Raw genomic sequence first — 25980 nt, forward strand, 5'->3', positions numbered from 1 at the left:
TGACAATGTGAGACAAGTTTTGCAGGAAGGCCGTGTCCGCATTCCTGCGCCTTGGGAGACAGCCGAGAGTGCCGCAATTCACCCGCAGAAGCCTGCTTGCAGCCGCCGCCGCATCGACGGCGACGCGCGCCCTGCGGGCGGAAGCAGCGGGGCTGCGGGTTGCAACGCTCGACTGGGCACTTCTCGAAACGCTGGTTGCGATCGGCGCCAATGTCGTGGCGGGGGCCGAGCTTCGCCAATTCCGCCAGGTTGCGGTCAAGCCCGAAGTGCCGCAGGACGTCGCCGATCTCGGCCTGCGAGGCACGCCGAATTTCGAGGCGCTACGCTTCGCCCGCCCGGACCTGATCCTCAACACGAATTTCTATGCCTGGGCCGATCCGCTGATGGGCCGCATCGCTCCGGTCGAAAGCCATCCGATCTACAAACCCGGCGAAAGCCCGTACATCCTTGCCGAACAGGCGACGCTGGCGATCGGCGAGCGACTTCGGCGACCCGCAGCCCGCAGAATGGTCGAGGCGCTGGCGGACAGACTGGACCGCTACAAGGACCTCTTTACCAAGGGTGATGGCCGTCCTGTCCTGCCGATCAATCTTGGCGGTGCGCGCCACTACAGGGTCTTCGGTTCCGACAGCATGTTCGGCGAGGTGCTCACCCGCCTTGGCCTGACCAACGCCTGGACAGGCGCGACGAGCTATTCGGCCATGGCACCGATGGGCATCGAGACGATGGCCTCCATGCCCGAGGCGTGGATCGTCCTCATTCCTCCGCATCCAGGCGATGCCCTTGCGAGGCTGACCGAAAGCGCGTTCTGGAAGGCGCTGCCCGCGGTGCGGGAAAGTCGGGTGCTGACGATCGGATCGATCAATCCCTATGGGGCTCTGCCGGCCGCAAGCCGGTTTGCCGAATTCCTGGTGGAAGGGTTTCCCCATGTCCGGAACCGTTAGTCTCCCAATGCCCGTGCGTGCGGGCCTGCCCTACGTTCTTCCGGTAGCCATACTCGGCATCGCCTGCCTTGTGTCCTTCATCCTGCTTCTGACGTTTCGCCCGCACGTCCTCGGGGCGCAGGCGACCGCTGCGGCGCTCGACGCGATCTTGCTGTGGAACAGTCTTCTGCCCCGCGCCGCGACTGCGCTGATCGCCGGTGCAGCGCTCGGTCTTTCCGGTGCGCTGCTGCAACGGGTATTGCGCAATCCGATCGCCGATGCCTCGACTCTCGGCATCGCCTCGGGGGCGGAACTGGCGCTAACGCTCAGCCTTGGTTTTTCGCCGCTCCTGACCGGCATCTCCCGCGAACTGCTCGCCTTTGCCGGCGGCCTTGCCGCGGTGGCGATCGTGCTTGCGCTGAGCTGGCGGCGCGGGCTCGACCCCGTCACGGTGGCAATCTCCGGCATGATCGTCACCCTGATCACGGCCTCGCTCAGCGTGATGCTGATTCTGGCGCGGGGCGAATATGCCATGTCGATCCATATCTGGGGTGCGGGCGCGCTCAACCAGCAGGACTGGAGTAGCGTCGTGGCGCTCGCGCCGCGGCTGGCCGCGGGCATCTTCGCCGCGGCACTGCTGCTGCGACCGCTGAATGTTCTGGCGCTTGACGACACCAGTGCCAAAAGCCTCGGCGTCGCGCTGCATGGGGTGCGGTTTTCGATCCTTGCCCTCGCCGTCTGGCTGTCCGCCTCGGTCACGGCAACGGTCGGCATCATCGGCTTCCTGGGGCTTGCTGCGCCTGCGATGGCCAGGCTCTGCGGTGCGCGCACGACCGGTCAGGTGATGATGGCGGCCCCTCTCACAGGAGCCGCGGTGCTTTTCCTGTCCGATTGCCTGACCCAGTTGCTGGGGCCGGGTTTTTCCGATCTCGTGCCGACGGGCGCCGCGACCGCGCTGCTCGGTGGACCGTTGCTTCTCCTGCTGCTGCCGCGCGTCCACGGTTTTTCCGCCGTGACGGCAACGGCCGATGCGGCCTCGCGGCCGCTTCGAAAGCCTGCTGCCGCGCTGTCGCTTCTGGCAGCGGCGCTTGCCATCATCGTTGCCCTCGTCCTGACGCTAAGCCCGACGGACAACGGCTGGAGCGTTGCGCTCGGCCCGTTCTTTTCCGAGCTTCTGCCCTTCCGCCTGCCGCGTATCCTGGCAACCGGCGGTGCCGGCGCCATGCTCGGAGCCGCCGGCCTCATCATGCAGCGCGTGACCGGCAATCCGATCGCCAGTCCTGAAGTGCTTGGCGTTTCGAGCGGCGGAGGGGCAGGGCTGACGGTTGCTCTCTTCCTGTTCGGCTTCCCGTCGCCTGCAATCATGCTTCTCGGCATGGCACTCGGCTCGCTTGCCGCCTTCCTGGTGATGATCGCGATTGCCGGGCGCTCCGGGTTTTCCGCCGAACGGCTGCTGCTCGCCGGCATCGCCATCAGCGCCTTCTGCATGGCGGTCGTCAGCATGGTGCTCGCCCAGGGCGACATGCGCAGCTATATCCTGCTCACCTGGATGTCTGGATCGACCAATCGCGCCGGCGCCTTCGAAGCCTGGACGGCGATGATCGCGCTCGTGGTGTTGACGGCGCCGCTTTTCTTCATGATCCGCTGGCTCACCATCCTGCCGCTCGGGACTAGCCTTTCCCGCAGCGTTGGCCTTCACGTCCTGCCCTCTCGCCTCGTGCTTGCGATCCTCGCAGCATTGATGACGGCGATCTCGTCTTTCCTCGTAGGCCCCTTGAGCCTGACCGGACTGATCGCGCCGCATCTCGCCCGGCTCGTCGGCTTCCGGGACCTGCGATGCCAGCTTGCCGCGGCAATCCTGATCGGCGCAGGCGTACTGATGATGGCCGACTGGCTGTCGCGTGTCGTCATCTATCCCTATCAGGTACCGGTCGGCCTCTTCGCGGCGCTGATCGGCGGCCCTTATCTTCTCTGGCTGCTTGGGTTGAAGGAACGCTCCCCCTAAGGGCCGAACGTCTCACGTTTGTGCGGCACCAAAGAGAAGGCCACAGGAAATCATGTGGTTGCAATGCGTGCCTTGGGCGCGGCTTAAAGCTCCTCTCCTGTCCTGCAGAATATCTTCCGCCGCTCGGACAGCCACTTCCATTGCCGCCTCCCGCTCCTTTCGGCTCTCCTCAGTATCCGCCGACCTTGCGTCATCCGTCCCCGGCTCAGATGGTACACGCCGCTGCTGCTTCTCGCTGCTTTCATTCACGATACGGTGCCAGAACCTGCCCAGGATAGCGCCGCTCGATCTTGCTTTCGACCATGGCAATTCTGGCAAGAATGTCGACGCGGCCTTCTCCCGCACGACCTCGTTCGCCAGTTCCAGCTGACGCATGACGATGAAACCTCCTCATCGGTCGTGGTCTCCATCCTGGCTACCAGATCTCCGATCGGCTCGCGTCCCGTGGTCATGGGCCGTGAACCGGAGCTCGCGTGTTATCGCACGGCCGATGAATGTCGGAAAGAACTCAGCATCGATCAACGTAGCGGTTCCCGTCGCGGTCGCGGTAGTAGCAGCGGCCGGGCTGCCCCGCGACATTCCCGATCAAGGCACCGGACACGCCGCCCACGGCCGCACCAACCGCGGCACCGCGAACGTTACCCGTTGCCACGCCGCCCACGACGGCACCGGTGGCAGCACCGATTCCCGCCCCGCGTTCAGTCGACGTGCAGGCCGCGAGGCACAACCCTACACAACCTATGACGATAAACTTTTTCATTTGAACCTCCGTTCCAGTTTCTCGCTGATAAACTGGCTTGTTTCGTTGGCCTGATGACGCAGCACGCCAGGTGTCGGTTTTGGCTGGAACGTCGCGCTAAGGTCCCAACCAAGCCCGATGCCGAAAGTTCCAAGCAATGGAGGGGGCTCCGCCGGCGAAGGCTGCTGCTATCTTCAAGGTTTGCCAACGAGGGCCATTCTTCCTGCCCCGCCAACAACGGTTAAGGGACTTTGCCGACGAAGAGACTTCCGCTTCAAGGGGTACCACACCGGAAGGGAACCATCCCCCGCTTCAGCGGGTTAAATGGCATATTTTGCGCTCTTGCCTCTGGGAGCATGCCATGGCTGTACTTTCCTCCAATGATCGTGACGCGGCCGCCTATCCGATACAGTCGCTTTTCGTCCCGTTCCCTTTCGTCTGCTTCACGCTTGCGCTCGCGACCGATATCGCCTTCTGGCAGAGCAACAACCTCATGTGGCAGAACTTCTCCTCATGGCTGTTGTGCGCCGGCCTGGTGTTCGGCGTGATTGCGATCCTGGCCGGGCTCATCGATCTCGCGCGGCCCCGAACCCGTCCGCTGCGGCCGGCTTTCCTGTCGGCCTTTCTCTACCTGATCATCCTCGCCCTTGCCGTCCTCAACAGCCTCGTCCATGCCGGCGATGGATGGACCGCCGTGGTTCCTTATGGGCTGGCGCTCTCTGCCGTTACATTCGTGCTTTGCCTGTTGGCCATCGCTGTTTCCGCTCGCAAATATGCCCGATTGGCTTGGAGGATATGATAATGAGGTCCCTTATTCTCGGCACTTCGGTTCTTTTGCTTTCCTTCGGGCTCGGCGCGTCGGCGCAGGAAGCCAAATTCGATCTGTCCCAGCAGATCGGCCCGAACCCGGTCCTGCCCGCCCCCTCTCCATCCCTGATACCTGATCTGAAGGTCGCGGAAGTGGTCGGCTGGAAGGAAGGCGAGACGCCTGCGGTTCCCGATGGCCTGAAGGTCACTGCCTATGCCAAAGACCTTGCCAACCCCCGCACCGTCCATACCCTGCCAAATGGCGACGTGCTCGTCGTGCAGTCCCGCGGTCCCGCCGGCGAGCCGACCTCGCGGCCGAAGGATTTCATCCGCGATTGGATCATGTCGATCGCCCACGGCGGTGGGGGCGCTGAACAAAAAGAGAGCAATATCATCACCCTGTTGCGTGACACCAATCGCGACGGCACAGTTGATGAACGCCATGACCTCCTGAAGAAGCTCGATTCTCCCTTCGGCCTCGCCTGGGTCGACAATACGCTCTACGTCGCCACGACGAGCGCCATCCTTGCCTACCCCTACGAACTCGGGCAGAACGAAATCACGACGCGGCCGAAAACGCTGACGCCCCTACCCGGCGGTCCGATCAATCATCATTGGACAAAAGACCTCGCGCTCAGCCCCGACGGGCGGGCGCTTTATGTCTCGGTCGGATCGAATTCCAACATAGTCGAGAACGGGCTCGAAGCAGAAAAGGGCCGTGCGGCGATCTGGCAGGTCGACCGGCAGACCGGCGCCGCGCGCGTTTTCGCCTCGGGTCTGCGCAACCCGAACGGCCTCACCTTCAACCCCGAAACGGGAACGCTCTGGACCGTGGTCAACGAGCGCGACGAGCTCGGCCCGAACCTCGTCCCCGACTACATGACGTCGGTGGAGGACGGAGCCTTCTACGGCTGGCCGTGGAGCTACTACGGCAACCACGTCGACGCCCGCGTTCATCCGCCACGCCCCGACATGGTCGAGAAGGCGATCCAGCCCGATTACGCCCTTTCCAGCCATGTCGCCGCGCTGGGACTAACCTTCTCGATGAATTCCGCTCTGCCAGCTGCATACGCCAACGGCGCCTTCATCGGCGAGCACGGCAGCTGGAACCGAGACAGCTTCAATGGCTACAAAGTCATCTTCGTACCGTTCCAGAATGGCAAGCCCTCTGGCAAGGCGCAGGATGTCGTCACAGGATTTATCCAGGGCGACCGGGCGAAAGGACGGCCGGTCGGCGTCGGGATCGATGGGACGGGAGCACTGCTTGTCGCCGATGACGCCGGCAATACCGTCTGGCGCGTTGCTTCATCTGACGGTCGGGTCACGGCTCAGCCGGTTGGCACGGACCAGGCGTCTGCCAATCAGCAACTATCATCGCCCGCCAAGACCGGCAGGCTCCCCGACGGAGTATCCCGGATCGGAGCGGAAATCACCGCGGCGACCACGCAATCCACGCGGCGTCCCCCTTCTTCCGATGAGCGCCTGACCGCTCAGGCGCCGCTTTCCGGCCAGCCGGACAAGCTCGTGCCTGCCCAGATGCAGATCGCTCCCGCGACGGGCCCGTGATGACTTAGGCGGCAAGATCAAGGACGAGACCTGCTGCAACGCTTCGGAATCGCAGCCGCCAGGCCCCGGCAGCTTCGATCAACGACGTGGCATATGGGTGACCCTCAAAGTCACTGTTTCATCGCTTCGAGCAGGGCCGTGATATAGCCGTAGCAAAACGCAAAGGCTACGCCGGTGGGATCGCGGCCGCCTATCGTAGGAACGTGATCCGGCATGATCATGTAGCGATAACCGACCTCTTTATAAACTTTGAGAGAGCGCACCATGTCCATGTCGCCCTCGTCCGGAAAAGTTTCCATGAAGGAGAGCTTTCCGCCCGCGATATTACGGAAATGGACATTGAAAATCTTGCCACGTGTCCCGAACCAGCGGATGATTTCGTCGATTTCTTGCCCGGGGTTCTCCAACATCTCGCCGATCGAGCCTTGGCAGAAATTGAGACCGTGATACGGGTTCTCACGCATGAGAACGAACTTCTTCAAACCCTCGACGGTGCCGAGCACGCGGGTAACACCCTTGTAGCCGGGTGGCGTGTAAGGGTCATGCGGATGGCAGGCAAGCCGCACCTTGTTGCTCTCTGCGACGGGCACTACGCGTTCCAGGAAATAGTCGATTCGTTCCCAGTTTTCGTCCTCCGAAAGCACGCCCGCCAGGCCCGGCGCCGCCTGCTGATCGGCCTTGTCCCAGCGAAACGCTTCGTTGAGTGACCCGCCCCGCCCGGGTTCCATCTGTGTACGCGGGATGCCGATCAGATTAAGATTGTATTTCACCGACGGGATTCCGGCCTTGGCCGTTTCCTCGATCAACCTGCACACCGCGTCGATCTGCCGGTCGCGATCGGGACCCTTGAGAAGGATATCCGGATAGGATGCCTTCTCGATGGGCTGCGACGGAAGCGGGAGCTGAATCATGTCGAGAATGAGCCCGAAGCTTTCGATTTTGTCGCGATGACGTTCGAGGTCTTCCAGTTTCCAGCTCGAAGGCGCGCCGGGCGGGTCCGCGCAGATGTGCTTCAATCCCAATTGAGCAAAAACGCGATAGTCGTCATCATCTCTCGCGCCAACTTGTGTGCCAACGTACATTTTCATAACCCTCCCGAGCCGATCACATATCATACGACCTAATATGGTTTTTGCCGGCTGTCGAGCACCTTCGTGCGGCCGGCGAGGAGATTGGGCGCGTGACGCCATGTACGAACAGCTCGCTGACGTCGGTTTTGAGTTTTCAAATTTTCCGCAAAGACCAATGCTTATGCGTATTATCAGGGGAATAAGTCCCTCATCTACCCCGCTCAAAGAAGTGAACGTATGCGGAAGGCCCGGAAATCGGCCGTCGGGCTGGCCCGGCAAGCTTGCCATCCCTGGAAAAGTTGGCTAGGTCATCATACAACATTTGAACGAGCGGTTCCGTCTTCGGTTCACTCTGGGAGGAGTTACAATGAAACACCTTTGCACCCGATTGCTCGTCGGTGCGGCTTTTGCCGTCATGTCGTTCGGCACACCGGCGGCTTTTGCCGAGACGCCGGCCAATCAGCTCGTCATTGCGACCTCGCTTGCCCAAGTTCTCTCGCTGGATCCGCATCAGGCGACGGAAGCCAAGGCCAACGAGATCATGGCGAACCTCTACGATCGCCTGGTTTCCACCGACGGCTCCGGGAAGGTATCTCCGCAACTTGCTGAGAAGTGGGAGATCGATGACAAGGGGATCACGTTTCATCTGCGCAAGGCGGAATTCGCCTCGGGTAATCCGGTTACCTCAGCGGACGTGGTCTACTCCATCACCCGCCTCCTGAAGCTCGACCAGGCCGCCGCCGCCAATCTCAAGCGTGTCGGCTACAATGGCGGCAACGTTGAAAAGCTGGTGACGGCGCCGGACGAAAAGACGGTGCGCATAGACCTTTCCGGCGAGGTCACGTCGGAACTCCTGCTCTATCGCCTGGCGATGGTCATCGCGAGCGTTGTCGACAGCAAGGAGCTGAAGAGCCATGTCGTCAACGACGACTGGGGCAATGCGTGGCTTAGAACCAATTCGGCAGGCTCGGGCCCTTTCACGCTGAACAAGTGGACGCCGAACGAGATCGTTATCCTCGAAGCGAACAAGAATTACGTTGCCGGGCAGCCGAAGATGCGTCGCGTCGTGGTTCGCCATGTGCCTGAAAGCCAGGTCGAGCGGCTGATGCTCGAACGTGGCGATATCGACATCGCAAGCGCGCTGACGGCGACCGATCTTGCGACGTTCACCGGCAAGCAGGGTTTTCAGATCCAGCGCGTACCCACAGGGGGCTTCTATGTCCTCGCAATGAATGCCGGCAAGGAACCGCTTTCCAACCCGAAGGTCCGCGAAGCGCTTGCCTACGGCATTGACTACAAAGGCATGGAAAAGGCCATCATGGGGCCATATGGCCGGGCGCGCACGGTTCCCGTTCCGGAAAACTTCGAATTCGCCATTCCGAGCCCGGATTGGAAGCTGGACGTGGCAAAGGCAAAGGCGTTGCTGGCGGAGGCCGGGTACAAGGACGGCTTCACGCTGAACCTGAAGACGATCGCCCAGACGCCGCGGATCGATCTTGCAACCGCGATCCAGGCGTCGCTCGGCCAGATCGGCGTGAAGATCAACATCATGCAGGGCAACGGGGCGGACATCATCGCCGCCCACCGGGCGCGCGATTTCGATCTCCTGATCCCGCAGACGGGCGCCTATATGCCGAATGTCCTGGGCGCGATGGAACAATTCTCGAGCAATCCGGACAATTCGCTGAAGGCCAACAATGCCGGCAACTTCGTATGGCGCTCCGGCTGGGACATTCCCGAGCTGACGGCCATCACGGCCAAGGCTGCGCTGGAGCCGGATGCGAAGAAGCGGGGAGCGCTGTACGTTCAGATGCAGGAAATGTTCGTTGCACAGAAGCCTGCGGTTCTGCCGCTTTTCGAACGCTACGAACCGATCGTCCTGACCAGCCGCGTGCAGGGCTATGTCGGGCATCCCAGCCAGACGACACGTCTGGAAGGCGTTACCAAGACCGACAAGTAACGTAACCTCAGGTCAGGCAGCCGATCATGAAGGAACTTTCGTTAGGCGAACTGGGACGACGACTTCTCCATCTCATCGTCAGCCTGTTCATCCTGTTATGCGTCACCTTCGTGATCGGCCGCGTCATGCCGACCGATCCGGTCGGGGCCATTGTCGGCGAACTCGCCGATCCGAAAGCCTACGAGGCCATGCGCGTCCGGCTTGGCCTCGACCTGCCGCTCTACCAGCAATTCTTCATCTATGTCTGGGGTCTGCTGCACGGCGATATGGGCACAGCGATCCTGACCGGCAATGCGGTCACCAAGGACCTGTCCCAGGCATTTCCGGCAACGCTGGAACTTGCGACGCTCGCGGTTTTGATTTCCACCCTGATCGGCGTCCCTCTCGGCTTGGCGGCCGGTCTTTTCAGGGATAGCGCGATCGACAAGTTCGCCCGCGTCTTCGCGCTCGTGGGGCATTCGATCCCGGTCTTCTGGTTCGGTATCGTGGGGCTGGTCATCTTCTATGCCGGCCTCAACCTGGTCGGCGGGCCTGGCCGGGTCGATGTCTTCTACGAAGGCCTGATCGAGCCGACCACGGGGCTGATGCTGGTCGACAGCCTGCTCGAAGGCGAGACGGACATATTCTGGAACGCCCTCTCGCATATCATCCTGCCGGCCTGCATCCTCGCTTATATGGCCATGGCCTATATCACGCGCATGACCCGCGCGTTCACGCTGGAGCAGTTGAACCAGGATTATGTCATCGCCGCACGCGCCAAGGGCGTCGGTCCGGTCCGCACGGTCGTCAGCCACGTCCTGCCGAATATCGCCGTTCAACTGATCACCGTCCTCGCGATCTCCTACGGCAACCTGCTTGAAGGCGCCGTGGTAACGGAGATCGTGTTTTCCTGGCCGGGCATCGGTCAGTACATGACCAATGCGCTCATGATCGGCGACATGAACGCAATCCTCGCGGCGACCATCATCGTTGGTTTCATCTTCATGTTCCTGAATTTCGTCGCGGACATTGCCTACGCGCTTCTTGATCCGCGTACCCGGGAGGCCGCACGATGAGCAATATCGCCCACGACGACGCCATCATTCGACCGCCGGCAATCGGCCCCAGGATATGGAACTCGACCACCCGTATTCTGCACAAGCTCGCCGACGAGCCGCTTGGCATGGTTGGTTTCATCATCCTCGCCATCCTGGTCCTGGTGGCAATCTTTGCGCCGCTGATCGCACCCTACGATCCCGCAGCCCAGACATTGAGCGACGCGCTTCAGCCTCCGAGCCTCGCGCATCTCGCCGGCACGGACGAATTCGGCCGCGATATCTTCAGCCGCCTCGTCCACGGCACGCGCATCACGATCCAGACCGTCCTGTCCGTCTCGGTGATTGTCGGCCCGATCGGCCTCGTGATCGGCGTTGTTGCGGGCTTTTTCGGCGGACGCACCGACGCCATCCTGATGCGGGCCACGGATATCGTCCTGTCGTTTCCATCGTTGATCCTGGCGCTTGCTTTCGCCGCCGCTCTCGGAGCCGGTTTGGGAACCGCGATCGTCGCCATTTCGCTGACGGCCTGGCCGCCGATCGCCCGGCTCGCACGCGCGGAAGCGCTTGTCGTGCGCAACGCGGATTACGTGGCGGCCGCCCGGCTTTACGGCGCCTCGCCGTTACGCATCCTGTTTCTCTATATCGCTCCGATGTGTATTCCCTCGGTCATCGTGCGGCTGACGCTCAACATGGCCGGCATCATCCTGACGGCTGCGTCCCTCGGCTTCCTCGGCCTCGGCGCCCAGCCGCCATTGCCGGAATGGGGCGCGATGATTTCCAGCGGGCGAAAATTCATGCTCGACTATTGGTGGGTAGCGGTAATGCCCGGCGTCGCCATCCTGTTGACCAGCCTCGCCTTCAACATCGCCGGCGACACGCTTCGCGATCTATTGGACCCGCGCCATGCCAGATCTTGATGAAATGCCTGTCCTGTCCGTTCGCGACCTGAACGTCCGCTTCGGCCGAAACTCCATTCCGGCGGTCTCCAATGTCAGCTTTGAGGTGGGGCGGGAGCGGATCGGCATCGTCGGCGAATCCGGTTCGGGCAAATCGACCACCGGCCGCGCCATCATGCGGCTCTTGCCACAACGCGCCGCCGTGACGGCCGAGCGAATGGATTTCCTCGGCAGCCCGTTGCTCGATAAGACAGAGCGGCAGATGGGAAGCCTGCGCGGCAAGGACATCGCCCTGATCATGCAGGATCCGCGCTATTCGCTGAACCCTGTCCTGACCATCGGAAAGCAGGTTGCCGAAGCCGCAAAACTGCATCTCGGCGTCGGCGGCAAGGATGCCGTCGCGCGCGCCCGCGACATGCTGGCGAGAGTCCGCATCAACGATCCCGATCGCGTGCTGTCTCTTTACCCGCACCAGATATCCGGCGGCATGGGCCAGCGCGTGATGATTGCGATGATGCTTCTGGCGCGCCCGAAACTCGTGATCGCCGATGAACCGACTTCCGCGCTCGACGTCAGCGTCCGCAAGGACGTTCTGATGCTGCTTGACGAGTTGGTGCGGGAGAACAACTCCGGCCTGATCCTCATCAGCCACGACATCCGCATGGTCGCCGCTTTTTGCGAGCGCATTCTGGTGATGTATTCGGGCCGCGTCGTCGAAACGCTGAGCAGGCTCGAAGATGCGGCGCATCCCTATACTCGCGGCCTGATAGCCGCGATGCCGGATCCCAGACATCCCGTCCGACGCCTGAAGGTCCTCGATCGCAAATCCATCGAAGTGGAGACCAATCCATGATCAAGGTCGAGAATCTCGATGTCGTCTATGGCTCCAAGGATAAGAGCAATCATGTCGTACGCGGTGTCAGTTTCGCCGCAAGCCGTGGCGAGACGCTCGGCATTGTCGGTGAATCCGGTTGCGGCAAGTCGACGGTGCTGCGCTCGCTTGCCGGCCTGGAGGGCGCATGGACAGGATCGATCTCGTTTGACGGCAAGCCGGTCGGCAAGGTCCGGACGCGCGATGAGTTGAAGCTTGCCCAGATGGTGTTTCAGGACCCCTACGGCTCCCTGCATCCGCGGCACCGCATCGGGACCGCGCTCGCCGAACCCATCAGGTCGATGGGCGCGGGCGACGGTTGGGCAAAGGTCGCGGAGGCACTGCAACAGGTCGGATTGCCGGCGCATTTCGCCAGTCGTTTTCCCCACGAACTTTCCGGCGGCCAGCGTCAGCGGGTGGCGATTGCACGCGCGCTGATCCTGTCGCCGCCGATCCTGCTTCTCGACGAGCCGACGTCGGCGCTCGATGTCTCGATCCAGGCGGAAGTGCTCAATCTGCTGGCAGACCAGCGGGAGGAGCGCAGTCTGACGTTCATCCTTGTCAGCCACGATCTCTCCGTCATCTCCCATATGTGTGATCGGGTCCTCGTCATGCAGAATGGCGTATTCGTCGACGAACTCAGCAAGCAGGATCTGCAGGCGGGCGTGACCCACGCGAGCTATTCCCGCGAGCTGTTTGACGCCAGCTTCTTGTAGCCGCCCACTGCCAAGCGACGACCTTTCGTCCGACTTTGGGCGAGAACGTTCAGGATGAGGCCATCCGGATCCACGGCGCGGCAGAGTGGTTGGCGAAGCGGTGCGGGACAAGCACGATGAGCGCCGGGAAATCCCGGCGCTCTATATTGGAACCGTCGGTGATTATCGGGCGCGGACCGCGCCGTCGTAATAGTCACCGCTGTCGATCATCGGAACCGCGGGATCATCGCGGCGCCAGTCACGCTTCGACGACGGATAGCCATAACGGGTGACCGAAGGGATGCCCAGGGAATCCGCCGTGACCGCCAGATGGCCGCTGTCACGAGAGGCGCCCTCATAGTACTCGCCTTCCTGCGCAAAGGCATTGCCTGCGATGGTGAATGCCACCAGAGTGGCAAGGATGGCGGAGATGACAGAGTTTTTCATAGTCGTTGTTCCTTGTTTAGCCTGATCGGCTTCCGGTGCGACCCAGCCGATCGATGTCTTGAATGAACTGTTTGGATGCTTGCTTCTGGGGTCTACTGTCGTTCGTCACCCGGAAGCCGGTTGTCGCGACGGGTTGCGGCGCGGACCTGCGCCACCTCACGCGTGACATCGGCTTTTGCCTTGGCTTCGGCGGCATCCCCCGGAACGGTGGACGACACCTCGTTTCCGGAAACCAACCGGTGACCGTCATAAGCCAGGACATGTCCGGCAAATGAAGCCATGCAGGCCGCGGCGACGAGGAAGGCAATCTTCTCTATAGGCACAGTCATTTTTCACTCCATTGACTGACGAAATCCGCGTCTGCGGACGTCGCGTTTGATGTTAAGTCCGGCGAGACAGCAGTAGCTGTCTGCGATTTCCCGAATGACTTGAGGATCCCTCTCGGCCCGCTGAACGGTATTGCCGAAGATCTCCGGGAACTCCTCATCCTTCGGAGACGAAAGAAGGCACGAGACCAGCCTACCGGCCTGAAGCGTTGTGAGCGCAGATATCCCGGCCGATCGGTGATGTGTTGCCGGAGACGGCCTATGCCAGCCAGCCGGAATATGTTCTTCACCGTCTTTCGTGATGAGACTTTCTCTCGAACCCGTCATCGCCCCGCCAGCGCGGCGTTAAATTTCCGTAAAAAATTGTGGCGGCGAGAAAAATAATGGAGAGGCGAAAGAAATATAATTTACCACATCAGCGAACCGCATAAAGTTATTCTGATAGAATATCACAACGGTGAAGTTCATTGAAAGAATAACTTCCGTTCCGGGAAACCACGAATATTTAAATTAAACCGAACATACTCGAAATCACCGCGGAAATCGCCCTCATGCCTGAAGGCTTCCGATCCGATCTCGAGCGGAATGTGGCGGCTTGATATGATGATTGTGTCCGGCGGCCCCGGACACTTTGAGCCATGGGAGATGATCGCCGCAAATCCAGCTGAAATGGAATGCGGGCCGGGCGTTGCCTGAAGGCTCTCCCGGCGTGATTAACGTTGCAACCGTCGCTGCAACATCCAGGCCAGCGAAGCCTGGATGGGGAAATTTCGACGTCTGCCCATTGGGAGCGATTTCGCGTGCCCGGCGCCAGAAGCTTCGCTTCCACAATTGGACGATTGCCTGAACCTGGCCTGCCGTTTTGAGAAACCGGAGGACGATCCGATTTGATGCCGATCCCGGCTCTATGAATACGCGCCCTGGAGGCTAACTATCCCTGCTGGTTCCGTCCAAAAGCTGCGCCGGACCACGGTCGGGCGGCGAGCGGAAACACGGCGGTTGGACGTGACGGCCTCGAAGGCCATCGGGACTTTTGCGCGTTCGTGTTGCGTAACGCCTTCGGCAATGATCTGTTCGCCGGCGCGCGCGACCAGCAGATAAGGGTGTCGGTGATGTGCCAGCTTGCTGATCAGCCGGCGGCGTTTCGCCATCGCCTCCGCCAATTCCTGCATCTTCGGAACCGCGTGCAGGATATCCCGCGCCAGACGCGCTGCGGCGCTGTCTTCGAAATGGAACCGCGGCAGCCGCTTGATCTTCCCGACACTCAGTCCTGCGTCTTCGTGAACCGACACGATATCGTTCAATCCGTCAGGCACCCACCCCAGACCAAACATCTCTTTCTCCTCCTGGCGAAGAGAAGGAGGTGTATCGGCGTCGTAGACATAGTGGCAATCCATCAGCAGGCCGCCGGGCTTCAGGCATCTCGCCACCATTCGGTAGAGATCCAGCGGCCGGTCAAAAAAGGCGGCACTTCCTCCGCATATGATGACATCCGCTTCCGATACGATGTCCGGGAGTGCGGCAATGCCGGTGCAGGAAAATATCGCCGTCGAGACCTCCAGGCGCGCCATCTCGCGCGCGACCTCGATGATCACCGGATTTTCGTCCACGCCGATCACTTCGGCTCGCGGAAAAGCCCGTGCAGCCCTGCGGCTGATCCAGCCGGTATTGCAGCCGAGGTCGACGATCTTGCGCGGGTTACTGGGAAGGGCGGCAAGAATCGCCTCCATCATTGCCTCCCCGCCAGGCGGTACGTTCTTCTGCTTCAGAGCTGCGACGACCGAGAAATAGTAGTCCTGGGAAGAGAGGGGCTTCATGGTTGGCACACCTTGCAATCGAGACTCTTGGACACGGGGTGGAGCGAGGCGTGGCCGATCGCGGGATGGAACAGCCAGCGGTGGCCACGCAATGAACTGCTTTGGGTAAGGCGTTCGATGGCGATCTGCGAAACCGCAAAACAGGCGATCAGGGCATTGTCGGCCGGCAACGGCGGGGCTGCGACGCCGGTGTCTACCGACGGCAATGTCGAACAACAATAGGGGCAGGCATCATCCGGCTGCGCCACCAGTGGCCCGGCGACGCAAAACGGGCCAAGCTGGCCGACATGCAGGTAAGGTGGAGGCACGGGCGCCGTCGCGTGATATTCCGCCAGAAATTGGCGGGCCACGGAAACATCGTCCTCTGCAAGTATCAGGAATGGCTTACGCGTACGGGCCAAGGTGAGCCGGGCAGCCTCCGCACCATCGGCGAACTGGGTCATGATCGCGACCGCGGCAGAAAAGCGGGAGGCGAGATAAGTTGCCAACCGGTCGCTCTTCAACCGACCGATATCCTCCGCCGTCGCCCGGGTGGGTCGTTTCTGGCTGTTCTCCTCAATGCGGTCGCCATCCACCAGGAAGAACTTGCGGGCCCCAAGCGCTGCAAGCTGCGAGGCGATCTGGGAGCCGAGGCTTCCGCATCCGACAATTACGAAATCCGTGTCGTGAATGACATCAAAGAGATCGGCATGATATTCGAAGGCTATCATGATCGTTTACCTTGCTTGAACCGGCCGGGAACTGCTGAGAATTCAAAGGAACCGCGCTCACCCATCAGGCATTCTCCATCACTGTCAAAATGGACTTTCCCGCCAGCCCGACATCCTGGATGCAGAATTCGTCGGGAGATTGCCTGGCGGCTTTGCGGATCATATGGAGCCGGCCATCGTACCAGAGGCTCAGACCGTCGCCGCTGCCCTGCAGCATCGGACGGCCCATTCTCGGGTCGATGGGCTGCTCCCCCCGCAGAAGCGCCTGCCCGAGATCCCAGGCCTGCCGATCGACGACACACAGGCGCTGGGCATAACAAGCCTGGCGCCGGGGCGCCGGCTCGCATTCCAGAAGCCGGTCGATGAGCGCCAGGATTGCGGCGCCCCAGGATGGAATGACGGCGATGTCCCGGAGGTCGAGAAGAACATCGCCGCCCAGACGCTCGATCCCCTCACGGGCGATATCGATGAGCGGAATCAGGCGGGCAGCATACGCAATAACAAAAGCTGCTTCCCGCGCGCGGTGCTCAGGCGTTGCTCTGAAAGGCAAGCATGCAATGCGGACGGCGCACTCCCAGGGAATGGCGTAGGCCGTATGCAGGATGCTTTCGAGCGTCTGTAAACTATGTGTGTATGGCGATACGTATCGCAGTTCGGTGGGCAGCAATAACGGCGCAGCCGCCGTATACAGCCGCAACAGGACCCGCCCCGCCTCGCGCAAAAGTTCAGCAGCGGTCGCCGGATAGTCTTCGGCGTCCAGTTTTTCCTGCGACAGGACAACGACGGCACTCCCCGGCAGGTCGCCGGAGCTGAAGAACGAGCTTATCGCGCCGCGCCGAGTGCCGATATAAAGTGTATGAAGGCCTGCGGTCAGCCGTTGATGGCCACCGGGATCGACAGTCGAAATCAAGTCGATTGCCCTGGTGAGATGATCGGCGATCCGGTCCATGTCATGGTCGCTCATCCGGGCATGTTCGAGGCCTGGATCAGCCGGCAGGCAATGAGCGATGCGCTTGCCCATGACGCGGCTCGCTTCCAGCCTGTCAATCGGAACCAGACCGATACCACAGGCAAGCCGGCGGGCAGGACGGCGCTCGAGCGCAAGGTCCTGGGCCACAAGATCAGGCTGCAGGCTGTAGTCCACAACGTCGGAACTGGCACCGTCGACATAACTTTCCAGCCCCCGCTGAAGCTCATCCATCCAAGCCGCCAGCGCGGGAGATCGGTAAGGATCGCTTCGCACCGGCAGGAAGGCTGCGGTGGGCAGGAATGCCTCGGCGTCATGATATCCGCCATCCGCAAGGCCCGGAAAATAACGGGCCAATGCCTCGACCCTTTCTTCGCGATCCGGCAGTTCGGAAGCTGCGGCAAGAATTCGGGCGTAACGGGGACGCTGTTTCAGCATATTGCCCGTTGCAGCCGCATTCACGAAACCGGACCTCGAAAAGAGCGGATTGCGCCGGAGCAAAGCTCGGGCCTCATCCGCCAACGGCTCGATCTGATAAGCAGACATCCTAGCTCTCCTCGCCTCCGGGCGCTTTCGAACCTCGTCATGAGGGCGCGCCGCTTCAGGGAAGATTAGTTGGCGCCCGAACCGGCCGCACCGACGGCCATCCGGCTTGAAACCACGATCTCGTCTAGTCTTCCGTTGAGAAGAGCTTCTTGTGGGGCCGTCATCGGCACGACATCAGTGCGTTAAACTTCCGTTAAAAGGAGAGCTTCACCCAAAAAAAAGCCCCCTTTTTTGGGGGGCTTCAGCTCTGGCAAATCTCTCGGAAAGCCGGCGTCAGGGAGTCAGAACAGCAGCGATCGCTGCAGGTACGTCGGGCAGGCCGAACCCAAAGAAATAGCTCATATCGAGAGCATCTTCGCCATCGGCGTTCATACAGTCGGCGGTCAACGCCCGTATCCCCGGCGCCACCATCGCATCCAGCCGCGACGTTGACTGGAGGATTGACTTGACCGAGGGGCCAGAGAGCCGCGCATTGCCACCGTTCTGGCTCTTATATGCGCGCTGGATCAAGGCACAGATACCCCCCACCTGCGCCGAGGCTCCCGACGTGCCCCCGAACGTGGTGTAGTAACCTCCACCAATGCCGGGATTGGCTCCCGACGGCACCATCGACGACCATGGATCGGCACCCCGGTCGTAACCGAATGCGCCGGGGAGGTCGGTCGTCAACAGCGAGAAGTGAGAATACCTATATTCCCGCAGCCCGAATGCCTCATGGTCGTGTTGCGCGGCGAAAGGGGACAGGCGGTCAACGCGCAACTGATGACGATTGAAGACTTCGCCGTCATCGGATGGCGAGACGACCGTAAGCCCCTCCCCGTAGTTGCTGTATCCTGAGCGATAACCCTCGACCGTGACTGCGCCGACAGCGATTATCCCGTTATCATCGGCCGCCAGATTGGCCGGATAGATCAACTGACTTTCGCCGCTGTTTCCCGCCGCGCAAACGATCGGAATATGGTGGCTGATCGCGACGATGAGCCGCTTCAGGATATGCCACGCCCTATCGGGATTGGATCCCTTTTGCGGGTTTTTTGGCTCCAGCTCGGCGCCGCCCTGCTCGGCCAGTGAAATACGGACGAACAGATCGGCAGCGATTTGATTTTTCCACCGCTCGAGATCGGCCTTCAATTCGTTCTTCGGGATAACCCGGCTGCGCTTCGGATCCGGCAGGCCGCGTGGCAGGACGATGACATCGACGCCCTGATGGTAGGCGTAGAGAAATGCTGCGATGAACTGCAGGACATCGTCCTCGAAAGACGTCCTGATCGAGATCAGCCGGGAGAAGGGATCGACCCCGAAATAGGGAAGAACGTTGCGATTGGCGCTCGGGCGTGGCGTGCCGCCATCACCGTAGAATACGCTCTCGGGGAGAGACGTGGGGTCCCCCTCCTGCGTCGCCACGGCCGGCTCGCCGGCAATCAGGCCGGCACAGCAGGTGCCATGGGAAGCGAAAAGCGACTCCGGATGGAACAGCCGGCGGACGACCCCCTGCGAGGCGGCATATTCCGCGACGATGTCGTCGAGATATTCCCGATCATCGTTGGACAGGCCGAGATTTCCCAGGGGCGTGATATCAAGTCCCGCGAAAAACGCCTGCTTTTCCTCACGATCGAAGGATGTGGTCGCATCGAGGATTTCGGCCACGCGCGAACCGTAGCGATGGCTCGTAAGGTCGATCGACGCCTCACGATCAAGCCGGGTCGCCAAATTGGGATGATCGGGCGCTATCCCGACATCGATCAGCGCCACGCGGGCGGGATGAGTGGAACCGGTAGCCGCAATCGTATCCCAGACACTTCCCCCGATCTGCGGGTCGGGGACCGGGGAGGCCGCCGTCTCGTTCTCGGACGGCGGCACGATCGGCGGCGAGCCGTAATCGGCATCGATGACACCCAAGGCCGTCAGATGCCAGAGATAGTAGTAGTTCATCGGTGCAGCTTGCGGCACGTCCATGTCGGCGGAGGTCATGACGTTCGTTCTCCCAAAGAATAAAATCGGCCTCAAACCCATTCGTCGTGGACCGCCTGGAAAAGCGGCCCGAACGCATCATGGAGGTAGGGGGCGAAACGCCGCGCCAGATCCCGGCCAGCTTGCGTATCGCTCGGATAATGCAGTCCGGCCCATTCACGATTCTCAGCAACATTCTGCGCGATCCGGGCGAGTTCGTCCGTCGCCGGATGTTCAGGCAGGATCGTCGAGAAAGCGAATACGATCGAAAAGCACTGGAAGGCATGGTTGCTGGGGTAGGATTCATGCACCGGCACGGGCAGAAGCGGCCGCAACAGGGATTCGAACTGGTTGGGCCGGAGCCTGTTGAACTGGCTTTTGTAGAGAAGCCCGACATATTCGCAGGCAGTCAAGATCGCCTGAAACAATCCCTCTGTCTGCTCGAACCCGCCAATGTCCTCGATATACAAGGCGCGGGTGAATTCCGACACGGAAATAGTCGCCTCGGCCTCGATGTCGGGCAATCGCCTCGCCCGCTCACGGTCGCGCCTTTGCATGGAAAGCAGCACCGCTGTTTCCAGTCGGGTATAATCCGGACCGGGTGGTGGCGCGATGTCGAGCATTTCCCAGGTAAAGCGCCGCGCGGCCGTGAACGCGTTGCGCGACGGCTGCTGATGCAACCGCCGCAATTCAAATGCCGGAATGAGTTGCGATACACCGAGACTCGCGCCGTCCATCGTCGACTTGTTTTTGTTCTTGTTCTTATTTTTGTTCTTATTTTTGTTCTTGTTCAGGGTAGCCTTGTTGAGCACCGACTTGTTTGCAACGCTCTTATTGAGGACCGAGGCCGCTGCCATTGTCGCCATCATCAACGGAGGCTCGTCTATGGACAGGCCTTCTTCAGGCGAAGGAGCCGGTGCCGGGGGAACAGAGGGAGACGGCTCCACCGTTTCCGGAATGGCCTCGATAGGCCTCGGCTCGCAAGGAAGAACCGTATCTGGCTCAACTCTAAATTTATATGAATTCATAAATTGCACAATCTTTGATTGCGCATCCAAATTTACTTGCCCTACCATGCCCCGGCCTCCCCAAATGAGATCATCGTGAATGTTGCCTTAGCGAGTTCTGGCGCCAGCCTTGATCAGGCCGTCGAGGAGCAGCTTCCCGCCGCCCGTGTTGAGCAATGGATAGCCCGTGCCGCGAAACGACGTTATGGAAAACCCGTTCTCAACCTTATCAAGCCGTTCCACATATTGGCGTGCGGCCTCCAGATTGCCCGAGTGAGCGTGGCTGGAGGCGAGATAGCGCAACAGGCTATTGAAGTTCGGCCGGGAATGCAGGGCATCCTCGCCTGCCGTTATTGCCGCCGCGTGGTCTCCAGCCAACCCGGCACTGATGCATTTTGTCGTATCGAAGTAATATTTATGAGGGCTGTAGACACCGAGTTCCTGAACCCACCGCGCCATTGCACTGGCCTTCTCCGGCTGCCCCGCATAGCAGTGCAGCATGGCATAGAGATCCCAGCCCAGCGGCAAGGCCGGGTTCAAACGGATCGACTTCTCGAACAAACCGGCTGCGTAGTCGTACTCCCGGAACAGGAAAGAATGGACGTGTCCGACCAGCGCCAGCGAGACGGAATTGTTCGGATCGAGTTCAAGAGCCTTCCGCGCATAGGCCTGGGCCTCTTCGATCAGATGCGCATCCAGAGCACTAAAGCGCTGGCCGACCTGGAATGTGCGGATGAAGGACAGCCAGGCGAAGGCAGACGCTCGCGGCTGATATTGAACCTCTTCCTGCAGCCGTTTTTCCGCGTTTTCGAGATCGCCTCTCGAAAGCCGGAAGATGGCGTTCACCGCGTCGATGAAGAGACCATCGCGGGCCATGCGACCGTCGCCGGCGGTCATCTCCTGAAACAGCGACAACTGGTCAACCGCCTGGCTGATCAGGGCCGCCGCGATCCCGTATTCCGACCGCTCCATCTGGGTACGTCCGATCATACGGCTGCCAAGCCATATGATCCTGTTGTCCAGCAGATGCTTGATCGCCAGCTCCACCAACACCTGAGTGCCATCGAACGTCAGCCGCAGTTGAAGACACAGTGGCAGGCCCATCTTTCGGTCTGGTTGGCCAAGGTGCGGGTCGAAGGAGAGATCGGTAATGCCGAGCCCCAATCCGTCGAAGATTGCCTTGGCGAGCAGGTTCTGAAACTGCAATGCCGCAATCTGCCCCCCATCTCCCGCGCCTGTGACGATCGGCGGCTGGAGAGCGACGGTCCACTGAATATTGTCCGGTGAAGGCGGCTTATCCGGATCATTGCCTGCAGCCGCCGAGGGGATATTGGTGGTGCGCTGGTCAGGCGAGCCTGTCAAAGGCAATAGCGCCGATAGCGTGCTGACGTCCCGGCGCGGTTGCTGCCGCGGCTCGAAGACGTCATCGACGCGCCCTTCTTCGATGCGTCGGTACCAGTTCTGTCTCTCGACCGTCAGCCAGTCCTCGAATTCAGGATCGCGGATATCCATGCCTTCGAGCAGTTCGTCGGTGATCTGATCCGCCAGGCGCTCGCTGCGAAGCATCTCGTCGGTGTCGAGCGCGATGCGGTCCATGTCGAGCCACACCGTGTTCTTGTCGGCGACGATGAGATCGCGAGACGAACCCAGGGCCTTGTGAATATCCAAAAGCGCCTGTCTCAGGCTCGCAGCCGCCTGGTCCTCGGACCGGTCGCTCCACAATTTGTCTCTCAGCCAAACCCGCGAGCGGGATCCCCGCGCAGAAAGAGCCAGCATTGCAAGAATTGCCTGGGCCTTCTGGGACCTGGGTGTGGCAGATTTTCCTTTGCTGTCGACAAGACTGAACGGGCCAAGCAGGTACATCCGGAACACTGCATGTTTTGCATCCATGCGATCCATCGGCCCAACTCGTGTTGTGCCCCTCTCGATCATCTCATCGAACCTGGGCTGCCCGTCCAGCAGGCAGTCTGACACAAAAGCGGCCCTTGACAAGAGCGCGACGGGCGTAGTTGCGATTCGGCAGCGCATGCCAGCGTTGTGGGCATCGACGAATTGAAGCATGAAGAGCATCCTTGGAAACCGCAAGGCTGCCCTAGCGCGCCGCTGTCAAAGCAGCGTCAAAACAGCGTTAAAAGCAGGGTTCGACGAGTTGCAGCTTGCAAATCAGTGCGTTGATCCGATCCGCCAGGTTGCCCGCGCAATCTGGGCACAATCTACGGCGGCGCCGTCTTGATGGCGGAAGCACTGTCGGCGATCACCGGCGCAAGAACAACCCATCCGTTCGGATAGCACCGTTCCCGATGAAGCCCTGTCCGGAGAGCATCGGCGCCATCGTCGCCGGTCCGGCATGGCGAGGAAGCGTTTTTTACCGCGCGTCCGCTTCCAGCGAGGGTGATAGGCCGCTGATCATCGCGCGAACCTTGGCGACCTCGCCATTGAGAGGCCGATCGTCTCGATAGAAGGGCACCGTCTCGCGGACCCGTCGATAAATCACCTCGGTCCGAGAAGCCTTTTCCGCAGAGCCGGCCTGCAAATCGTAGGCCTGCACCGCCGCCATGACTTCGATGGCGAGGATGGTCTGCAGATTACCGAGGATCGCCAGGGCCTTGTCGGCCGCCGGCGTCGCATGGGTGAGGATATCCTCCTGCAATGCCGAGGTGATTCCGCCATCGAGGCTTGCGGGCGTGGCAAGGCGCCGGTTTTCGGCGACAAGGGCGGCTGCCGTATATTGGATGATCATGAAACCGGATGCGACCCCGCTTCCGGCCGCGAGAAACGGTGGGAGGCCGCTGACCAGCGGATTGACCAGACGGTCGATCCGGCGCTCCGAAATTGCCGCCAGTTCCGCGGCAGCGGTTCCCAGGCTGTCCATGGCAAGACCGAGAGCCGCCCCGACGGCATGAGCCTGCGAATAGACCTCGGGCGCTTCGGGCGAACCGGTAACGACCGGATTGTCGGTTACGCTCGAGAGTTCCCGGCCGACAACATCGGCGATCTGGGCGAATGCGTCGCGAACTGCACCATGGATCTGCGGCACAGCGCGCAGGCTCAAGGGATCCTGGGTGCGGCTTCCGGCCGATTGCGCGATGAGCGCGCTGCCGGCAAGCCAATGACGCAGATTGCGGCCGACCTGCTGCAGGCCGAGCGATTGTCGCAAGGCAAGCGGCCCTTCGGCGAAGGGATCGGACTGGGCGCCGAGGTTTTCGTAGGTCATGGCGGCGGCGGCATCGGCCCAGTCGAGAAGATGCGACAGGCGCGCGATGGCGAGCGCGCCGAGACCGGTCGCGCAGGGCGTGCCATTGACGAGGCTTAGGCCTTCCTTGGCCCGCAGCGCAAGCGGCGCGCGGCCAAGCTTTTCGAGAGCATGCCGGCCGCCGAGCAGTCTATCGCCATGGCGGCACTCGCCTTCGCCGATCAGCACGAGGCCGATCGCTGCCGCGTGGGTCAGGTAGCCGACCGACCCCTTGGAAGGAATGACGGGCAGCATGTCATCGTTTAGCAGTGCAAGCAGCGTCTCGACGACTTCGATACCCACACCCGAGTAACCGTGCGCAAAATTGGCGATCTGCGCGGCCATGATGGCACGCGTCTCCTGCCTGCCGAGCGGTTGGCCGACACCGCAGGCATGGCTCAGGATGATGTTGTGCGACAGCGCCTGCTGATCTTCGCGGCTGATGATGATGTCGCACAGCGCGCCGACGCCGGTATTGATGCCATAGCCGCGGATCTCGCGTTCGACCAGCGCATCCACAATGGCACGCGCGTTTTCGATCCGGTGCCGTGCGGCAGGCGCAAGCCGCAGCGTCGCACCGTCCGCAACCGCGGCGATCTCGTTCCAGGAAAGCGGAGAGTCGATAACGACCGCATCAGCCATGGCGGGGCGCCTCCGCGCCGGCGCGGCGCTGCACGAAACGTGCGACATAGTCGTCCGCCCGGGTGTTGAGGATCTGCCTCGGCGTGCCGACCTGCACCAGCCTGCCATCCTTCAGGATGGCGATTTCGTGACCGATCCTGAGCGCCTCGTCGAGGTCGTGAGTGATGAAAACGATTGTCTTGGAGAGGTTTTTCTCCAGCTGGAGAAGCTGATCCTGCATGTCGGTCCGGATCAGTGGATCGAGTGCGGAAAAAGCTTCGTCCATCAGGATCACGTCGGTGTCGGCGGCAAGCGCGCGCGCAAGGCCCACACGTTGCTTCATGCCGCCCGACAGCTGGTGCGGATGCTTGTTCTCATAACCTGACAGGCCGACGGTCTCGATCCATTTCATGCCGATAGGATTGGCCTCGGTCTTGCTCAAGCCGCGCACGCGCTGGCCGTAGACGACATTCTGCAGGACGGTGCGATGCGGCATCAGGCCGAAGCTCTGGAACACCATACTGACCCGGCGGGTGCGGAATTCCCGCAGGTCGCGCGCATTGAGATCGAGCACGTTCTGTCCATCGACCAGGATTTCTCCGCTTGTCGGCTCGATCAGCCGGTTGATGTGGCGCACCAGCGTGGACTTGCCGGAGCCCGACAGTCCCATGATCACGAAAATGCGGGACGAGCCGATGGTCAGGCTGATATCGTTGAGACCGACGCTGCAGCCGGTCCGTTCGAGGATCTCGCTCTTTTCCGCGCCGCCGCGCGCCATGGCGACGGCCTCCTTGGGGTTGCGGCCGAAAATCTTGAAGACATTGCGGATTGCGATCTCAGCCATTCTGGCGATCCTCCAGCTTGGAGCGGCCGAAGCCCTGGGTGATACGGTCGAGCACGATGGCGAGGATCACGATGCCGAGCCCCGCTTCCAGGCCCTTGCCGACATCCAGCGTCTGGATGCCGTTCAATACCTGTTCGCCGAGGCCGCGAGCACCGATCATGGACGCGACGACGACCATCGACAGGGCCATCATGATGGTCTGGTTGAGCCCGGCCATGATGGTCGGAGTGGCGAGCGGCAGTTCGACGCCGAACAGGATCTGGCGCGGGCTGCCGCCGAAGGCCGTTGCGGCCTCGACGACTTCGCCATCGACCTGACGGATACCGAGGTCGGTCAGGCGGATCAGCGGCGGCACGGCGTAAATAATCGTCGCGAGTACGGCTGGAACCTTGCCAAGCCCGAACAGCATGATCGCCGGGATCAGATAGACGAAGCTCGGCATGGTCTGCATGACATCGAGAACGGGAAGCGTCACGCCCCGCATCACGCGGCTCTTGGCGAGCCATATGCCCATGGGAACCCCGATGGCCACCGAGATGATCGTCGCCATCAGCATCAGCGCGAGCGTTTGCATGGCGAGGTCCCACAGGCCCAGCATGCCAATGAGAACAAGCAGGACCGCGACCATGGCGACGAAGGTGACCTTTTTCGTCGCCTGCCATGCAAGCGCCATGAAGGCGATGACGATCACCCACCATGGTAGGCCGCGCACGATCCATTCGATGAACAGGATCGCTTGCAGGATGGTCTGCGAAATCGCCTTGAAAACGAAGCCGTAGTTGACCACCAACGACCGAACCGCCTCATTGATCGATCCCCGAATGGAGATATGCCAGCTGTCGGGAAACATGGCTCGGGTCCTTAAGTGCTGAAATGCCCCATACGCTATCGCGCTTCAGGGCGGACGACGAGAGGTCGGCCGCGCATGCAGGATGCGCGGCCTG

Annotated in this window: 24 protein-coding genes; 10 read left to right on the plus strand and 14 right to left on the minus strand. The window is 61.3% G+C overall.

Annotated elements, in window-relative coordinates; translation table 11 throughout:
- The first annotated feature begins 68 nt into the window (after positions 1-68).
- Both ACSQ8R_RS30860 and fhuB read left to right on the plus strand, forming a co-directional pair.
- Positions 69-944 (plus strand): ABC transporter substrate-binding protein, encoded by an 876-nt coding sequence (locus ACSQ8R_RS30860; RefSeq protein ID WP_436257116.1) that lies wholly within the window; start codon positions 69-71, stop codon positions 942-944.
- Positions 928-2928 carry a Fe(3+)-hydroxamate ABC transporter permease FhuB gene (gene fhuB / locus ACSQ8R_RS30865; RefSeq protein ID WP_436257117.1) on the plus strand — a complete coding sequence of 667 codons (2001 nt, stop codon included), beginning with the start codon at positions 928-930 and terminating at the stop codon, positions 2926-2928. Before ACSQ8R_RS30860 ends, fhuB begins: the two co-directional genes overlap by 17 nt.
- 12 nt (positions 2929-2940) lie before the next feature.
- On the opposite strand, the gene ACSQ8R_RS30870 is transcribed toward fhuB, so the two are convergent.
- Together ACSQ8R_RS30870 and ACSQ8R_RS30875 are read right to left on the minus strand one after the other, a co-directional pair.
- On the minus strand, positions 2941-3303 hold the full coding sequence (locus ACSQ8R_RS30870) for a hypothetical protein (RefSeq protein WP_436257118.1): 363 nt from the start codon (positions 3301-3303) through the stop codon (positions 2941-2943).
- Between the two features lie 133 nt (positions 3304-3436).
- Entirely contained in the window at positions 3437-3688 is a 252-nt protein-coding gene (locus ACSQ8R_RS30875; RefSeq protein ID WP_436257119.1) for a glycine zipper family protein, read from the minus strand.
- A gap of 340 nt (positions 3689-4028) precedes the next feature.
- On the opposite strand from ACSQ8R_RS30875, the gene ACSQ8R_RS30880 reads away from it, so the two are divergent.
- Positions 4029-4466 (plus strand): DUF2231 domain-containing protein, encoded by a 438-nt coding sequence (locus tag ACSQ8R_RS30880; RefSeq protein ID WP_436257120.1) that lies wholly within the window; start codon positions 4029-4031, stop codon positions 4464-4466.
- 2 nt (positions 4467-4468) lie between these two features.
- Positions 4469-6040 (plus strand): PQQ-dependent sugar dehydrogenase, encoded by a 1572-nt coding sequence (locus ACSQ8R_RS30885; RefSeq protein WP_436257121.1) that lies wholly within the window; start codon positions 4469-4471, stop codon positions 6038-6040.
- Positions 6041-6150: 110 nt separating this feature from the next.
- On the opposite strand, the gene ACSQ8R_RS30890 is transcribed toward ACSQ8R_RS30885, so the two are convergent.
- Complete coding sequence (locus tag ACSQ8R_RS30890; RefSeq protein WP_436257331.1) at positions 6151-7122, minus strand: mannonate dehydratase; 972 nt, start codon at positions 7120-7122, stop codon at positions 6151-6153.
- A gap of 403 nt (positions 7123-7525) precedes the next feature.
- Here ACSQ8R_RS30890 and ACSQ8R_RS30895 point away from each other — a divergent pair, with 403 nt between their 5' ends.
- From ACSQ8R_RS30895 to ACSQ8R_RS30915, 5 genes are read left to right on the plus strand one after another with little or no spacing between them, the layout of a single operon-like run.
- On the plus strand, positions 7526-9070 hold the full coding sequence (locus ACSQ8R_RS30895) for an ABC transporter substrate-binding protein (RefSeq protein ID WP_436257332.1): 1545 nt from the start codon (positions 7526-7528) through the stop codon (positions 9068-9070).
- Between the two features lie 26 nt (positions 9071-9096).
- Positions 9097-10125, plus strand: coding sequence for an ABC transporter permease (locus tag ACSQ8R_RS30900; RefSeq protein WP_436257122.1), 1029 nt, complete (start codon positions 9097-9099; stop codon positions 10123-10125).
- Positions 10122-11024, plus strand: coding sequence for an ABC transporter permease (locus ACSQ8R_RS30905; protein ID WP_436257123.1), 903 nt, complete (start codon positions 10122-10124; stop codon positions 11022-11024). The genes ACSQ8R_RS30900 and ACSQ8R_RS30905 overlap by 4 nt, the downstream gene beginning before the upstream one ends.
- Positions 11011-11856, plus strand: a complete 846-nt coding sequence (locus ACSQ8R_RS30910) for an ABC transporter ATP-binding protein (protein ID WP_436257124.1) — start codon at positions 11011-11013, stop codon at positions 11854-11856. The genes ACSQ8R_RS30905 and ACSQ8R_RS30910 overlap by 14 nt, the downstream gene beginning before the upstream one ends.
- Positions 11853-12590: an ABC transporter ATP-binding protein gene (locus ACSQ8R_RS30915; RefSeq protein ID WP_436257125.1), complete on the plus strand. Its 738-nt coding sequence runs from the start codon at positions 11853-11855 to the stop codon at positions 12588-12590. Before ACSQ8R_RS30910 ends, ACSQ8R_RS30915 begins: the two co-directional genes overlap by 4 nt.
- Before the next feature lie 162 nt (positions 12591-12752).
- On the opposite strand, the gene ACSQ8R_RS30920 is transcribed toward ACSQ8R_RS30915, so the two are convergent.
- From ACSQ8R_RS30920 to ACSQ8R_RS30955, 8 genes are all read right to left on the minus strand, one after another.
- Positions 12753-13016, minus strand: a complete 264-nt coding sequence (locus ACSQ8R_RS30920; RefSeq protein ID WP_436257126.1) for a hypothetical protein — start codon at positions 13014-13016, stop codon at positions 12753-12755.
- Positions 13017-13108: 92 nt separating this feature from the next.
- On the minus strand, positions 13109-13345 hold the full coding sequence (locus ACSQ8R_RS30925) for a hypothetical protein (protein WP_436257127.1): 237 nt from the start codon (positions 13343-13345) through the stop codon (positions 13109-13111).
- A gap of 902 nt (positions 13346-14247) precedes the next feature.
- Positions 14248-15159 (minus strand): class I SAM-dependent methyltransferase, encoded by a 912-nt coding sequence (locus tag ACSQ8R_RS30930; RefSeq protein ID WP_436257128.1) that lies wholly within the window; start codon positions 15157-15159, stop codon positions 14248-14250.
- On the minus strand, positions 15156-15869 hold the full coding sequence (locus tag ACSQ8R_RS30935; protein ID WP_436257129.1) for a ThiF family adenylyltransferase: 714 nt from the start codon (positions 15867-15869) through the stop codon (positions 15156-15158). Before ACSQ8R_RS30935 ends, ACSQ8R_RS30930 begins: the two co-directional genes overlap by 4 nt.
- A 64-nt stretch (positions 15870-15933) precedes the next feature.
- Complete coding sequence (locus ACSQ8R_RS30940; protein WP_436257130.1) at positions 15934-17070, minus strand: aKG-HExxH-type peptide beta-hydroxylase; 1137 nt, start codon at positions 17068-17070, stop codon at positions 15934-15936.
- A gap of 585 nt (positions 17071-17655) precedes the next feature.
- Positions 17656-19353, minus strand: a complete 1698-nt coding sequence (locus tag ACSQ8R_RS30945) for a S8 family serine peptidase (protein ID WP_436257131.1) — start codon at positions 19351-19353, stop codon at positions 17656-17658.
- Positions 19354-19385: 32 nt separating this feature from the next.
- Entirely contained in the window at positions 19386-20408 is a 1023-nt protein-coding gene (locus ACSQ8R_RS30950) for a phosphatase PAP2 family protein (protein ID WP_436257132.1), read from the minus strand.
- A gap of 39 nt (positions 20409-20447) precedes the next feature.
- Positions 20448-22400, minus strand: a complete 1953-nt coding sequence (locus ACSQ8R_RS30955; protein WP_436257133.1) for an SARP family transcriptional regulator — start codon at positions 22398-22400, stop codon at positions 20448-20450.
- On the opposite strand from ACSQ8R_RS30955, the gene ACSQ8R_RS30960 reads away from it, so the two are divergent.
- Positions 22399-22572 (plus strand): hypothetical protein, encoded by a 174-nt coding sequence (locus tag ACSQ8R_RS30960; protein WP_436257134.1) that lies wholly within the window; start codon positions 22399-22401, stop codon positions 22570-22572. The genes ACSQ8R_RS30955 and ACSQ8R_RS30960 overlap by 2 nt on opposite strands.
- A 132-nt stretch (positions 22573-22704) precedes the next feature.
- On the opposite strand, the gene ACSQ8R_RS30965 is transcribed toward ACSQ8R_RS30960, so the two are convergent.
- From ACSQ8R_RS30965 to ACSQ8R_RS30975, 3 genes are read right to left on the minus strand one after another with little or no spacing between them, the layout of a single operon-like run.
- Entirely contained in the window at positions 22705-24213 is a 1509-nt protein-coding gene (locus ACSQ8R_RS30965) for an HAL/PAL/TAL family ammonia-lyase (protein ID WP_436257135.1), read from the minus strand.
- A complete protein-coding gene (locus ACSQ8R_RS30970) occupies positions 24206-25036 on the minus strand; it encodes a quaternary amine ABC transporter ATP-binding protein (RefSeq protein WP_436257136.1) in 831 nt (276 codons plus the stop codon). Before ACSQ8R_RS30970 ends, ACSQ8R_RS30965 begins: the two co-directional genes overlap by 8 nt.
- On the minus strand, positions 25029-25886 hold the full coding sequence (locus ACSQ8R_RS30975) for an ABC transporter permease (RefSeq protein WP_436257137.1): 858 nt from the start codon (positions 25884-25886) through the stop codon (positions 25029-25031). The genes ACSQ8R_RS30970 and ACSQ8R_RS30975 overlap by 8 nt, the downstream gene beginning before the upstream one ends.
- Between the last annotated feature and the right edge of the window lie 94 nt (positions 25887-25980).

The sequence above is a fragment of the Neorhizobium sp. LjRoot104 genome (assembly GCF_964253725.1).
GTDB lineage: Bacteria > Pseudomonadota > Alphaproteobacteria > Rhizobiales > Rhizobiaceae > Neorhizobium.